The organism is Rehaibacterium terrae (assembly GCF_014202935.1).
Lineage (GTDB): Bacteria > Pseudomonadota > Gammaproteobacteria > Xanthomonadales > Xanthomonadaceae > Rehaibacterium > Rehaibacterium terrae.
The window spans coordinates 240,335-252,907 of the sequence record NZ_JACHHX010000001.1; the positions used below are offsets into that span (position 1 = coordinate 240,335).

Below are 12,573 nucleotides of genomic sequence, written 5' to 3' on the forward strand. Positions count from 1 at the left end.
GCGACCTCCGCTGCTCCCGCAGCACAGTCGATCACCTCGCCGGGCAACCGCTGTTCTCCGGGCGCTGCATGGCCTGCGCCATGGCGTCGGCCACTTCCTTGGGCATGTAGGTCTCGTCGTGCTTGGCCAGGATCTGCTCGGCGACGAACTCGCCGTCTTCCATCCGGCCGGTGGCGACGATGCTCTGGCCCTCGCGGAACAGGTCCGGGAGGATGCCTTCGTAGCGCACCGGCAGCGCGTTGACGCGGTCGGTGACGTCGAAGCGCACCTTCAGCGTGCCCGGCGTGCGCTCGATGCTGCCGTCGCAGACTTCGCCGCCGAGACGGAAGCGGGCGCTGCCGGCTTCGCCTTCGTGGACCTGGGTCGGCGTGTAGAGGTAGGTGAGGTTCTGCTGCAGCGCCAGCGTCACCAGCGCGACGGCGACGCTGGCGGCGGAGAGCAGGGCGAGAACCAGGAACAGGCGGCGGCGGCGGGTGGGATTCATTCGACTTCGACTCGCTTGCCTGTGCGCGCCGCCTCACGGCGCGCGCGCAGGACGATGTCGCGACGGACACGACGGTGCCTGAACCAGGGCGACAGGCCGTCCCAGGCCAGCGCGACGATGAAGACCGCGAAGGCGGACCAGACGTAGGGCGCGTAGCTCATTTCCAGCAGCGTGCTCATGCAGCGTCTCCGGCGAGCGCGCGGGCCCAGTCCTTGCCGGCCTCTCGCTCCAGGATGTCCACCTGCGCGCGTTGCAGCAGCGAGCCGGCGAACCAGAACTTGGTGGCGACCACCATCGCGACCAGCGGCGGCACCATGCTCGGGTCGATGCTCGACTCGCCGAAGATGCGCACGGTGGCGCCCTGGTGCAGCGAGTTCCACCAGTCCACCGAGTAGCGGATCACCGGCAGGATGGCGACGCCGACGATGGCCAGGAAGCCGGCCGCGCGGGCGGCGTTGCGGCGGTCCTCGATGGCGGCGTTCAGCCCCATCACGCCCAGGTACAGGAACAGCAGGATCAGTTCGGAGGTCAGCCGCGGGTCCCAGGTCCACCAGGTGCCCCACATCGGCTTGCCCCAGATCGCGCCGGTGAGCAGGGTGACGGCGGTGAACATCGCGCCGACCGGGGCGCAGGCCATCGCCAGCACCTCGCACAGCTTGATCCGCCAGATCAGCGCGATGGCGGCATACAAGGCCATCAGCGCGTAGACGAACAGGCTCATCCAGGCGGCCGGCACGTGGATGTAGAGGATGCGTGCGCTGTCGCCCTGCTGGTAGTCGGCCGGCGCCTGGAACAGCGCCGCCCACAGCCCCCACAGGGTGGTCAGCACGGCGGCGGCGAACAGCCACGGCACCCAGCGCGCGGCGAAGGCGTAGAAGGTGGGCGGCGAGCCGAGCCGATGGAACCAGCGGACGAGAGCGTTCATGTCAGGGCGATGCGGACGGCGGTCGCGGCGGCGAGGGGGGCGAGGATCAGGGCCAGGGCGAGGCCGGCGGCGAGCAGCAGGAGGGCGCCGGTCCAGGGCAGGCCCTGTGCGGCGGCCATCACGCTGCCGGCGCCGAACACCAGCACCGGCACGTACAGCGGCAGCGCCAGCAGGCCGAGCAGCATACCAGAGCGGCGCATCCCGACCGTCAGCGCGGCCACCACCGCGCCGATCAGGCTGAGCAGCGGGGTGCCGAGCGCAAGGGAGACCATCAACACCGGCAGAAGGTTCCCCGGCAGGTGCAGCAGCTCGGCCAGCAGCGGCGTCACCAGCAACAGCGGCAGGGCGGTGGTGGCCCAGTGCACCAGCACGCGGATGAACACCAGCCAGGCCAGCGGGGTGGGGGCCAGCAGCATCTGTTCCAGGCTGCCGTCGTCGGCATCGCCGCGGTAGAGCGTGTCCAGGGTGAGCAGGCCTGCCAGCAGCACGGCCACCCACAGCACGGCCGGCGCGATCTTCGCCAGCAGCGCCGGTTCCGAGCCGAGCGCGAGCGGGAACATGGTGACCACCAGCAGGGCGAAGATCAGTGGCTGGGCGGCGTCGCCGCGGCGGCGCCAGACCAGCTTGAGGTCGCGCGCCAGCATGGCGCGGCCGGCACGCAGCATCCCGGGCTCAGCCATAGCGCGACGCCTCGCCGTTCATGCTCAGGGTGCGGGTGCGCACCGGCGGCGCGGCGTAGGCGCCGTGGGTGGTGATGAGCGCGGCGCCGCCCTCGCCGACGTGCTTCCGGATCATGCGGTTCACCAGCGTGATGCCGTCCAGGTCGAGGTTGGCGTAAGGCTCGTCCAGCAGCCACAGCCGCGCCGGCACCAGCAGCAGGCGGGCCAGTGACAGGCGTTTTTTCTGGCCGGCGGAGAGCTTGCGCGCCGGGGTGTCCTCGTAGCCGGCGAGGCCGACGCTGGCCAGTGCCTGGGTCAGCGAGCTGCGCGGGCGCTGGCCGCCCAGGCCGACGGCGAAGGCGAGGTTCTCCAGCGCGGTCAGCTCGCCCTTGTGGGCGAGGTGGTGGCCGAGGTAGGCGACGGCGAGGGCGAGTCTGTCGCGCGTCGGTGTTTCGCCGTCCAGCAGGACTTCGCCCTCGGACAGCGCCAGCAGGCCGGCCAGCACGCGCAGCAATGTGGTCTTGCCGGCGCCGTTGCCGCCCAGCACCAGCAGCGCCTCGCCACCGTGCACCTCGAAATCGAGCGGCCCGAACACGGGTTCTTCGTTGCGCAGGAAGCGCAAGCCGCGTGCAGCGAGCAGCGGCGGGCTGGCGGGAGCGTCGGGAGTCATCGGCGGGCGCATGCTACCCAGTCGCGGAAAGGGGTGTCCATGATGCCGATCAAATCTTGCCGGCCGGCCGGCCGGCCGGCCGGCGCGGCGGGCCGGTTGCCGGGGGCGGTCGCGCTCCGCATCCACGCATGCAAGCCAAGGGCCGTGTCACGGGGCCGCCGGCACGTTCAGGTTTCTGTCTGCGCCGCCGGCATCCGCATGAGGCCGTCTGAACGTATGTGCAATCAGTCTTGTCCGTGGCGGTCAAACACGGTAAATGTCGGATTCCCGGAACGGCCCGAAACCCTTCTCACGCAGCCGCAAGGACGAACGGCAGCCACGCTGCCGTGGCCACGCTACCGGCCCATCAGGAGAACGCCCAACATGACGCCCCCCGCCATGCCCATCCTCGCCCGCGCCATCGCCGGCGTCCTCGGCATCGCCGCCTTCGCCGTGCCGGTGGCCGGCGCCAAGGAGCACGGCAGCCAGGGCCGCGCCATCTACATCGTCCAGTTCGAGGAGCCGGCCCTGGCCAGCTACACCGGCCCGGACCAGCTGGACAAGCGCGCCCCGCGCCTGAGCGCGACCAGCCCGGCGGTGACCGGCGCGCGCATGCTCGACGTGAAGACGCCGGAAAGCCAGGGGTATCTGGCGTTCCTGCGCGACCGCCGCGAGGCGCGCCTGTCGGAGGCCGAGGCGCGGCTCGGGCGCACGCTGCGGCCGACCCATGTCTACGATGTCGTGTTCAATGGCGTGGCGCTGGAGCTGGAGCCGCACGAGGCCGAGCGGCTGGCCCAGCTGCCAGGTGTCAGGCAGGTAGAGCGCGAGCAAATCGAACGGCTGCACACCGATGCCGGTCCGGGCTGGATCCGCGCCGACCAGGTCTGGAGCGGTGCGGCCGGCGTGACCACCCGCGGCGAGGGCGTCATCGTCGGTGTTGTCGACTCCGGCATCCACGCAAGCCACCCTTCATTCGCCGCCACCAGCCCGCTGGACGGCTACGTGCACGTCAACCCGAAAGGTGGCTTCCTTGGCCTTTGTGCCACCGGACAGGCGACCTGCAACAACAAGCTCATCGGCATCTACAACTTCACCAGCGAGGGCAGCGACGGTTCCGACGTCAGCGGCCACGGCACCCATGTCGCCGGCACGGTGCTCGGCAATCCGCTCAATGTCACCGTGTCCGGGGTCGCCCGCACGATCTCCGGCGTGGCGCCGCGCGCCAACCTGATCAGCTACAAGGCCTGCACCAACGAGGGCTCGTCCGGTTCCTGCCCGGGCAGTGCCACACTGGCGGCCCTCAACCAGGCGGCCACCGACCAGGTCCATGTGGTCAACTATTCGATCGGCGGCAGCGCAAACAACCCCTGGAGCAACTCCAGCGCCAACGCGATGCGCGGCTTGCGCGACGCCGGCGTGGTGGTGGTGGTCGCCGCCGGCAACGACGGGCCCGGCGCGGGCACGGTCACCAGCCCCGGCAACGCCCCCTGGGTGCTGACGGTGGCGGCGGCCAGCCATACCCGCATCATCGGCAACCAGCTCTTCCTGAGCGGTGGCGCCACGCCGCCGCCCAATGGCGGGGTGCTGATCGGCGCCAGCCAGACCGGCGGCAGCGGCACCTTCCCGCTGGTGCACGCCGAGCCGCGGCTGTGCGCCGAGGGCGCGGACACCAGCCTCAACGGCAACAACATGCCTTCGGCGTGGGGGGCGACGACCTACAGCAACCGCATGGTGCTGTGCGACCGCGGCATCTATGCGCGCGTGGACAAGAGCCGCAATGTGAAGAATGCCGGCGGCGCGGCGATGGTGCTGCTGAACCAGATCTCCGACGGCGCCAGCGTGGTGGCGGATGCCCACACGATCCCCTCCACCCACCTCCGTTACGCCGACGCCCAGGCGCTCCTGCAGTGGCTGTCCACCGGCAGCGGCCACACCGGGCGGCTCGATGCCGCCACGGTGCGCGATGCGGCCGGCTTCGCCGATGTGCTGGCGGGCTTCAGTGGCCGTGGTCCGGCCAAGCCGGACAACATCGCCGAGGTACTCAAGCCGAACGTGACGGCGCCTGGGGTCAGTATCCTGGCCGCCGACCGCACCGGGAGTGGTGTGGTCTTCAAGTCGGGTACCTCGATGGCCACCCCGCACGTGGCCGGTGCGGCTGCCCTGTTGCGAGCCGCCAACCCGACTTGGCGTGCCAACGAGATCATCTCCGCGCTCACGACCACTGCACGCAATTCGGTCAAGTTGACCGACGGCACGACCTTGGCCGCGCCGTTCGACCAGGGCGCCGGCAGTATCGACGTGTCGCGCGCCATCCGGGCGGCGCTGTCCTTCAACGTGACCTCTGCCGAGTTCGTCAATGCCAATCCGGGTGCGGGGGGCACGCCACGCGACCTCAACCTGCCGGCTCTGGTGCATGCCTCCTGTCTGGAAGCATGCGCACTGACCCGACGGGTGACCGACCTCGCCGGCGGCGGGCAGTGGCAGGTGCAGTTCGAATCCTTGCCGGCCGGAGTCGTCGCCAGTGCCAGTCCCGCCAGCTTCACGCTCACGGCCGGGGCCACGCAGTCGGTGAACTTCTCCTTCGATGTCTCCGACCCGTCGCTGGCGGGGCGCTGGATCCATGGCACGGTGCGCTTCAAGCGCATCACCAACGACGGTCGGCCGGATGCGACCATTCCGGTCTCGCTCCATGTCCTGCCGGGACAGGTGCCGCCACCGATCGAGCTTCAGGTCGATAGCGATGCCGGCTTCGTCGACTACCCACTGTCGGGGCTGGTGGCGTTGCCTGATGCCCGTTTCCGCGGCACGCCGCTGGCCGCGCCCCTCATTACCAACTTCAACCTGCGCCAGGATTCGGCACGCAACAATGTCTACGACGACCTGACCGATGGCGTTGCCTACGTCACCCTGACCCTGCCGCCGAGCGCCGATGGCCAGCCGGTGTCCTGGAAGGTCGTGTTCGAGGCCACCGGCCCGGCCAGCGTCGACTACGATCTCTACGTCGGCATCGACGAGAACGGCAATAGCCGTCCGGATGCCAGCGAGGAGCGCTGCCGTTCGACCGATCCCAAGGGCCAGGCGCGCGAGCGCTGCGAGCTGGATGTCCAGCACCCGGGGGGCTCTGAGAACCTCGTGGTCTGGGCCCTGGTGCAGAACTGGGAGTCGAGCTCGCCTGGGGCTGTCGACACCATCCGGCTCGAAGGCTATGCCGTGCCACGATCCCCCTTGGGGGCAGACCTGCGGGGCCTGACCGCGACCGGTCCCGGACAGGTCGCCCGCAACGCCCCATTCAACCTGCGTCTGAGCTGGAACGACCCGGGCATGCTGCCTGGGGATGTCCGCTATGGCCTGGTCCAGATCTCGGCGACCCGTGACTTCGTCACCATGGAGGTGCCGGTGAGGATCAGCCGTGTTGCCGGTACGTCAGCGGCACGGGCGTTGAAGGATGGGGAGACACTGCGTCTGCGCCTGTCAGGCAATGCCGCTCACGAACGCATTTACTTCGAGGTGCCGCCGAATGCCCAAGAGGTGGCTTTCACGCTGGAGAACGCATTCGGCGTCGACCTGTACTTGGCGCATGCCAGCGAGGCATCCTCACCGCAGATCAATCTCGCGCCGCCGCGCAACCAGGCCCAGACCGTGCTCAGTGGGGCGCATGACAGCCGCAGCATCATTCTCAGCGGGAACCACCTGAAGCCCGGGCGCTGGTACCTGACTCCGGTAAACACTCGCGCCACCCCCAGCACCGAGTTCGCCCTCCGTGCCCGTGTGCTGCAGAGTGGTCCCCGTCCTGACCTGCGCTCCGGCCAGTACTACAACTGGCGTCGCTCCGGCCACGGCATCTTCCTGGACTATGCCGGCAGCCAGTGGCTGATGCTCTGGTACACCTACCTGCAGGACGGCACGCCGACCTGGTACCTGGCGGTGGCGCCGGCGCTGGCCGGGAACGGCGGCGTCTGGAACGCCGACCTGCTGCGCATCGTCTGGAACGGCAACCAGACCGCCTCCACCCCGGTCGGCCGGGTGCAGATCATCCCCACCGGGACCAGCACGCTCGACTTCCACTACCAGCTCGACGGCCAGAGCGGTTACGAGCCGATGGATCGCCTGGGCGGCGGGCAGGGCTGCCCGGTCTTCAACGGGCAGGCTCTCGACGTCACCGGCCACTGGTACTCGCCGGACAAATCGGGCTTCGGTTACAACGTGCAGCTGGAGCCGCCCGGCGTGATCCCGAACGGGTTGGAGATCCTCACCGCCTACCTGTACGACGGCCAGGGCTTCCCGCGCTGGCTGATCGGTGCCCGCGACTATGATGCCGGCAACGCCGAGGCGAGCATCGCCATGGAACAGCTCACCGGCTTCTGCCCGCTGTGCACCTACCAGCCCACCACCAGCCGCATCGTCGGGCAGGGCGTGCGCCGCTACGGCACCAATCGCGTCGAGCGGCTGGGCATCACCGCGGAATTCGCTCCGCCGCTGTCCGGCCTCTGGGTGGAGTCGCTGCCGACGGCGGTGCTGTCGGAGCCCAAGCTCTGCCAGTAAGCCGGTTGCCGGCTATGATCCGGGGCGCGGTCCACGCGGGCCGCGCCCTTCTTCATCCTCGACTCGCCGCGTTTCCGACAGGACGCTCATGCAGATCCAGAGCAAGCTGCCCAAGGTCGGCACCACCATCTTCACCGTCATGTCCCAGCTCGCGCTGGAGCATGGGGCGATCAACCTCGGCCAGGGCTTTCCCGATTTCGATCCACCGGAATTCCTGGTCGACGCGTTGGCACGCGCGATGCGCGAAGGCAGAAACCAATACGCGCCGATGAGCGGCATCCCGGCGCTGCGCCAGGCGATCGCCGCGAAGACCGAGGCGATGTATGGCCATCGGCCGGATGCGGACGCCGAGATCACCGTGACCTCGGGGGCCAGCGAGGCGATCTTCGATGCGGTCGCGGCGGTGGTCCGTCCGGGCGAGGAGGTGATCGTGCTCGACCCCTGCTACGACTGCTACGAGCCGGCGATCGCGCTGGCTGGCGGCGTGGCGGTGCATGTGCCACTGCATCCGCACGACTTCTCGGTGGACTGGCAGCGGGTGAAGGACGCGATCACGCCGCGTACGCGCCTGATCTTCATCAACACGCCGCACAACCCGTCCGGCGCCATGCTGTCGGCACAGGACATGGCGACGCTGGCTGAGATCCTGCGCGACACGCCGGTGCTGGTGCTGTCCGACGAGGTCTACGAGCACATCGTCTACGACGGCCGTCGCCACGAGAGCGTGCTGCGTTACCCGGAGCTGGCCGCGCGCAGCTTCGTGGTGTCGAGCTTCGGCAAGACCTACCACTGCACCGGCTGGAAGCTCGGCTACTGCATCGCCCCGCGCGCGCTGTCGGCCGAGTTCCGCAAGGTGCACCAGTACAACACCTTCTGCACGTTCGCTCCGGCGCAGTGGGCATTCGCCGAGATGATCGAGCGCCACCCGGAGCATCATCTCGGGCTCGGCGCCTTCTACCAGCCCAAGCGCGACCGTTTCCGCGAGCTGCTGACGCGCACGCGCCTGCTGCCGCTGCCGGTGCCGGGCGGCTACTTCCAGCTGGTCGATTACTCGCAGGTCAGCGACCTGCCGGACGCGGAATTCGCCCGCTGGCTGACGGTGGAGAAGGGGGTGGCGGCGATCCCGCTGTCGCCGTTCTACCAAACCGCGCCGGCCGGGCAGCGTCTGGTGCGGCTGTGCTTCGCCAAGAGCGAGGAAACGCTCCAGGCCGCGGTCGCGCGCCTGCAGCAACTGTGAACCCCAGGCCGCGGCCGGCCGCCCCGCCGAGGTGGCGGGGCGGCCCGCCGCAGCGCCGGACAGGAACCGAACCGATGCTGCCGAACCGAGCGGAGCCGGAACCATGAACGATCTGCGCGTTTCGCTGATCCAGGGCGACACGGTGTGGCGCGATCCTGCCGCCAATCGGGCGATGTATGCCGGAATGGCGCGCCCGCTGGCCGGACGAACCGACCTGGTGATCCTCCCCGAAACCTTCACCAGCGGCTTCAGCAACGAGGCCATCGCCGAGGCCGAGGACATGCAGGGGCCGACCGTGGCCTGGATCCGCGCGCTGGCCGCCGAGCTGGATGCCGCCGTCACCGGCAGCGTGCAGATCCGCGACGGCGAGCGTGTCTACAACCGGCTGCTGTGGGCCACGCCCGACGGCGGGCTGTGTCACTACGACAAGCGTCATCTGTTCCGCATGGCCGGCGAGCACGAGCGCTACGCCGCCGGCCGCGCGCGGCTGACCGTCGAGTGGAAGGGCTGGCGGATCTGTCCGCTGGTCTGCTACGACCTGCGCTTTCCGGTGTTCTGCCGCAACCGTTTCGGCGTCGAGGCCGAGGGGCGCTTCGACTACGACCTGCTGCTGTTCGTCGCCAACTGGCCGGCGCCGCGGCGGCACGCCTGGCGCACGCTGCTGCAGGCGCGGGCGATCGAGAACCTGTGCTACGTCGCGGCGGTGAACCGGGTCGGCACCGACGGCAACGACATCCCGTATCACGGCGACAGCCTGGTGGCCGACTTCCTCGGACAGACCCTGGCCGACCTGGCGCTGCAGCCGGCGGTGGTCACCACCACGCTTTCCGCCGAGCCGCTGGCGCGCCACCGCGAGCGCTTTCCGGCACAGCTCGATGCGGATCGGTTCAGTCTCATCGACTGAGCCTGTCGCGGCCCGGGACGGCCACCGGATCGAGCGCGCCCGTGGCCGTTTCGGCGTCGGGCGTTGGGCCTCAGTGGCCGCCGCCGCCGCCGCGCGGTCCCGCGCCACGGCCATGCGGACGCCCGCCCGGCTTTCCGCCGGGCTTGCCGCCGGGCTTTCCGCCGGGGCCGCGACGCTGTCCGCCGGGCTTGTTGCCGCCGCCGCCCGGGCGGGCACCAGCCCCCTTGGGGCCTGGCCTGCCGCCCGGTTTGCCGCCCGACGGTCGCGGTCCGCGGCCGGTGCCGGGGTTGCGGTGGCCGGCCGGGCCGGTCTCCACGCCTTCGGGCACGTACCAGGTGCGGAAGGCGGTGGCATTGTGGTCGTAGCCGGGCGCCTGCACGTCGCGTGCCCCACCACCAAGGCGCTTGTCCTGGCCCGCCGGCCGGCCCGGCTTGCCACCGCGCTTGCCCTTGCCGGCCTTGCCGCGCCCCGGTCCGGCGCCGCGGCCACGGCGTGCGGGCGTTTCGTCGCGGATGTGGTCGAAGGCCCGCAGCTCGCGGGCCTCGTCGGCGATGTAGCCGTTGACGTAGGCGGCCTGGCGATCCTCGCGGCTGACCTTGACCTCGGTGGTGCGGGCGCGGCGCTGGCCGATGACCGGCTGCAGGGTCAGGCTGCCGGCGTTGTCCTCCAGCCCGAGCGCGCGCTTGAGCTGGGCCACGCGTTCGGCGGGCAGCTCCTCGCTCTGGCCGCGCTTGAGCAGGCGGGGCAGGGTGACGGTGCCGTAACGCACGCGCTTGAGGCGGCTGACCTGGAAACCCTGCGACTCCCACATCCGGCGCACTTCGCGGTTGCGGCCTTCCTTGACGACGACGCGGAACCAGGCATGGCTGTCAGACGCGCCGATCGCCTCGATCTGCTCGAACTTGGCCGGGCCGTCCTCCAGTTCGACGCCGCGTGCCAGCCGGTCGATCACGTCCTGGCCGACCTCGCCATGGATGCGGCAGACGTACTCGCGCTCGACCTCGTGCGAGGGATGCATCAGCGCGTTGGCCAGCTCGCCGTCGGTGGTGAGCAGCAGCAGGCCCGTGGTGTTGATGTCCAGGCGGCCGACGGCGATCCAGCGCGCGCCCTTCAGGCGCGGCAGATGGTCGAACACGGTCGGGCGGCCTTCCGGATCCTCGCGCGTGGTCACCTCGCCCTCGGGCTTGTGGTAGACCAGCACGCGCGCCGGCTCGGTCAGGGCAGTGGCGACGAAGGTCTTGCCGTCGATCTCGATGCGGTCGCCGCCGCGGATGCTCTGTCCGACCTTGGCGACCTCGTTGTTGACCTTGACCAGACCGGCGGCGATGCGCTCCTCGAGCGCGCGGCGCGAGCCGAGGCCGGCCTGGGCGAGCACCTTGTGCAGGCGCTCCTCGATGCGACGGCTGTCGCTGTCTTCGGTGCGTTCGCGCTTCAGCGAGAGAACGCGGCGTTGGGTTTCACTCATTGCTTTTCTGGCTCCGGCGTGGCGGCGTCTTCAGCGACGGGCTCGGCCGTATCGGGGTGGGAAGGGACGGTCGTCGTCGCGACGGCGTCGGTGGGGCTGTCCGCGGACGAGTCCGCGGAGGTTCGGAAAGAGCTGCCCGCGCTGGGACCCTCGGAAGCCTGCGGCGCCTCGGGCGAGGCGTCGTCGTTGGCGGAAGTCTCCGGCATGGCTGCCGCGGCGGGCACCGGGGCGGAATCGAACGGGAGCTCCGGCTCCAGGTCGGGGATCTCCTGCAGTTCGGTCAGCGGCGGGAGCTGATCCAGGCTCTTGAGGCCGAAGTAGTCGAGGAAGGCCTTGGTGGTGCCGAACAGCGCCGGCTTGCCGGGCACGTCGCGGTGGCCGACCACGCGGATCCACTCGCGCTCCTCCAGCTGCTTGATGATGTTGCTCGACACCGCCACGCCGCGGATCTGCTCGATCTCGCCGCGGGTGATCGGCTGCCGGTAGGCGATCAGCGCCAGCGTCTCCAGCACGGCGCGGCCGTAGCGGGTCTGGCGCTCGGTCCACAGGCGCGCCACCCACGGGTAGACGTCCTGGCGGACCTGGTAGCGGAAGCCGGAAGCGACCTCGACCAGCTCGATGCCGCGGCCGGCGCAGTCTTCGCGCAGGCTTTCCAGGGCCAGCTCCAGGCTGCCCGGCGCCGGCGGTTGCTCCTCGGGAAACAGCGCGTTGAGCTGGGCGAGGCTCAGCGGCTGGTTGGCCGCCAGCAGTGCGGCCTCGACGATGCGCTTGATCAGGTCCTGTTCCATGCGTCCGGGTTCACTCGTTGCCGTCGGCGGCCAGCGATTTCACGTAGATCTGCGCCAGCGGTTGCTCCTGCACGATCTCCAGCAGCTGCTCCTTGGCCAGTTCGAGGATGGCGAGGAAAGTGACCACCACGCCGAGCCGGCCTTCCTCGACCGCGAACAGCGTCTGGAAGGCGTGGAACTGGCCGTCCTGCAGGCGCGCGAGCAGCTCGCCCATGCGCTGGCGCACGCTCAGCGCCTCGCGGCGGATCGCGTGGCGGCTGAACAGCTCGGCGCGCTTGAGCACGTCGCGCAGCGCCAGCAGCATCTCGCGCAGGTCCACCGGCGGCGGCAGCCGCACCACATTGCGGTCGGCCACGTGCGCGCTCACCGGCATGGTGTCGCGCTCCAGCCGCGGCAGGCCGTCGATGTCCTCGGCGGCCTTCTTGAACCGCTCGTACTCCTGCAGCCTGCGCACCAGCTCGGCGCGCGGGTCTTCCTCGTGGCTTTCCTCGCTGGGCGGACGCGGCAGCAGCATCCGCGACTTGATCTCGGCGAGGATGGCGGCCATCAGCAGATACTCGGCCGCCAGCTCGAAGCGCATTTCGCGCATGACTTCGATGTAGCCCATGTACTGCCGGGTGATCTCGGCGACCGGGATGTCGAGGATGTCCAGATTCTGCCGGCGGATCAGATACAGCAGCAGGTCCAGCGGCCCCTCGAAGGCCTCCAGGATCACTTCCAGCGCATCCGGCGGGATGTACAGATCCTGCGGGATCTCCACCACCGGCTGGCCCTTGACCACCGCCAGCGGCATTTCCTGTTGCTGCGGGTGGTGAGGGGGCGTCGCGCCGTTGCCGGGCGCCGCGTCGGCGGTCGTGCTGGGATTGGCGTCCTGCGCCGGTTGCATGCTCATCCGCTCATGCCCATCGCAAAGCCTGGCC

General features: G+C 70.1%; 11 protein-coding genes. 3 read left to right on the forward strand and 8 right to left on the reverse strand.

Features of this window, described 5'->3' with window-relative positions; translation table 11 throughout:
* Positions 1–31: 31 nt before the first annotated feature.
* Genes ccmE through ccmA form a run of 5 tightly spaced genes read right to left on the reverse strand, consistent with a single transcriptional unit; the run spans position 32 to position 2,738 of the window.
* Positions 32–484, reverse strand: coding sequence for a cytochrome c maturation protein CcmE (ccmE, locus tag HNQ58_RS01030; RefSeq protein WP_183946922.1), 453 nt, complete (start codon positions 482–484; stop codon positions 32–34).
* Positions 481–663, reverse strand: coding sequence for a heme exporter protein CcmD (gene ccmD, locus HNQ58_RS01035; protein ID WP_183946923.1), 183 nt, complete (start codon positions 661–663; stop codon positions 481–483). The genes ccmE and ccmD overlap by 4 nt, the downstream gene beginning before the upstream one ends.
* Positions 660–1,409 carry a heme ABC transporter permease gene (locus tag HNQ58_RS01040; protein WP_183946924.1) on the reverse strand — a complete coding sequence of 250 codons (750 nt, stop codon included), beginning with the start codon at positions 1,407–1,409 and terminating at the stop codon, positions 660–662. Before HNQ58_RS01040 ends, ccmD begins: the two co-directional genes overlap by 4 nt.
* Positions 1,406–2,089 (reverse strand): heme exporter protein CcmB, encoded by a 684-nt coding sequence (gene ccmB, locus HNQ58_RS01045; protein WP_246416769.1) that lies wholly within the window; start codon positions 2,087–2,089, stop codon positions 1,406–1,408. Before ccmB ends, HNQ58_RS01040 begins: the two co-directional genes overlap by 4 nt.
* A complete protein-coding gene (ccmA, locus tag HNQ58_RS01050; RefSeq protein ID WP_183946925.1) occupies positions 2,082–2,738 on the reverse strand; it encodes a heme ABC exporter ATP-binding protein CcmA in 657 nt (218 codons plus the stop codon). The genes ccmB and ccmA overlap by 8 nt, the downstream gene beginning before the upstream one ends.
* 363 nt (positions 2,739–3,101) lie before the next feature.
* Here ccmA and HNQ58_RS01055 point away from each other — a divergent pair, with 363 nt between their 5' ends.
* From HNQ58_RS01055 to HNQ58_RS01065, 3 genes are all read left to right on the forward strand, one after another.
* Positions 3,102–7,259, forward strand: a complete 4,158-nt coding sequence (locus HNQ58_RS01055) for a S8 family serine peptidase (RefSeq protein ID WP_183946926.1) — start codon at positions 3,102–3,104, stop codon at positions 7,257–7,259.
* Positions 7,260–7,347: 88 nt separating this feature from the next.
* Complete coding sequence (locus HNQ58_RS01060) at positions 7,348–8,496, forward strand: pyridoxal phosphate-dependent aminotransferase (protein WP_183946927.1); 1,149 nt, start codon at positions 7,348–7,350, stop codon at positions 8,494–8,496.
* A 103-nt stretch (positions 8,497–8,599) separates the two neighbouring features.
* Positions 8,600–9,400: an amidohydrolase gene (locus tag HNQ58_RS01065; RefSeq protein ID WP_183946928.1), complete on the forward strand. Its 801-nt coding sequence runs from the start codon at positions 8,600–8,602 to the stop codon at positions 9,398–9,400.
* Between the two features lie 70 nt (positions 9,401–9,470).
* Here HNQ58_RS01065 and rluB read toward each other — a convergent pair whose 3' ends face one another.
* From rluB to HNQ58_RS01080, 3 genes are read right to left on the reverse strand one after another with little or no spacing between them, the layout of a single operon-like run.
* On the reverse strand, positions 9,471–10,865 hold the full coding sequence (rluB, locus tag HNQ58_RS01070) for a 23S rRNA pseudouridine(2605) synthase RluB (RefSeq protein WP_183946929.1): 1,395 nt from the start codon (positions 10,863–10,865) through the stop codon (positions 9,471–9,473).
* On the reverse strand, positions 10,862–11,653 hold the full coding sequence (gene scpB / locus HNQ58_RS01075; RefSeq protein WP_183946930.1) for an SMC-Scp complex subunit ScpB: 792 nt from the start codon (positions 11,651–11,653) through the stop codon (positions 10,862–10,864). Before scpB ends, rluB begins: the two co-directional genes overlap by 4 nt.
* 10 nt (positions 11,654–11,663) lie before the next feature.
* Positions 11,664–12,539, reverse strand: a complete 876-nt coding sequence (locus HNQ58_RS01080; RefSeq protein WP_425504132.1) for a segregation and condensation protein A — start codon at positions 12,537–12,539, stop codon at positions 11,664–11,666.
* Positions 12,540–12,573 lie beyond the last annotated feature (34 nt).

Excerpts from the sequence above, each read along its gene's own strand:
- ccmE (WP_183946922.1), bottom strand. The coding sequence starts at position 484 with ATGAATCCCACCCGCCGCCGCCGCCTGTTCCTGGTTCTCGCCCTGCTC.
- ccmD (WP_183946923.1), bottom strand. The coding sequence starts at position 663 with ATGAGCACGCTGCTGGAAATGAGCTACGCGCCCTACGTCTGGTCCGCC.
- HNQ58_RS01040 (WP_183946924.1), bottom strand. The coding sequence starts at position 1,409 with ATGAACGCTCTCGTCCGCTGGTTCCATCGGCTCGGCTCGCCGCCCACC.
- ccmB (WP_246416769.1), bottom strand. The coding sequence starts at position 2,089 with ATGGCTGAGCCCGGGATGCTGCGTGCCGGCCGCGCCATGCTGGCGCGC.
- ccmA (WP_183946925.1), bottom strand. The coding sequence starts at position 2,738 with ATGACTCCCGACGCTCCCGCCAGCCCGCCGCTGCTCGCTGCACGCGGC.
- HNQ58_RS01055 (WP_183946926.1), top strand. The coding sequence starts at position 3,102 with ATGACGCCCCCCGCCATGCCCATCCTCGCCCGCGCCATCGCCGGCGTC.
- HNQ58_RS01060 (WP_183946927.1), top strand. The coding sequence starts at position 7,348 with ATGCAGATCCAGAGCAAGCTGCCCAAGGTCGGCACCACCATCTTCACC.
- HNQ58_RS01065 (WP_183946928.1), top strand. The coding sequence starts at position 8,600 with ATGAACGATCTGCGCGTTTCGCTGATCCAGGGCGACACGGTGTGGCGC.
- rluB (WP_183946929.1), bottom strand. The coding sequence starts at position 10,865 with ATGAGTGAAACCCAACGCCGCGTTCTCTCGCTGAAGCGCGAACGCACC.
- scpB (WP_183946930.1), bottom strand. The coding sequence starts at position 11,653 with ATGGAACAGGACCTGATCAAGCGCATCGTCGAGGCCGCACTGCTGGCG.
- HNQ58_RS01080 (WP_425504132.1), bottom strand. The coding sequence starts at position 12,539 with ATGCAACCGGCGCAGGACGCCAATCCCAGCACGACCGCCGACGCGGCG.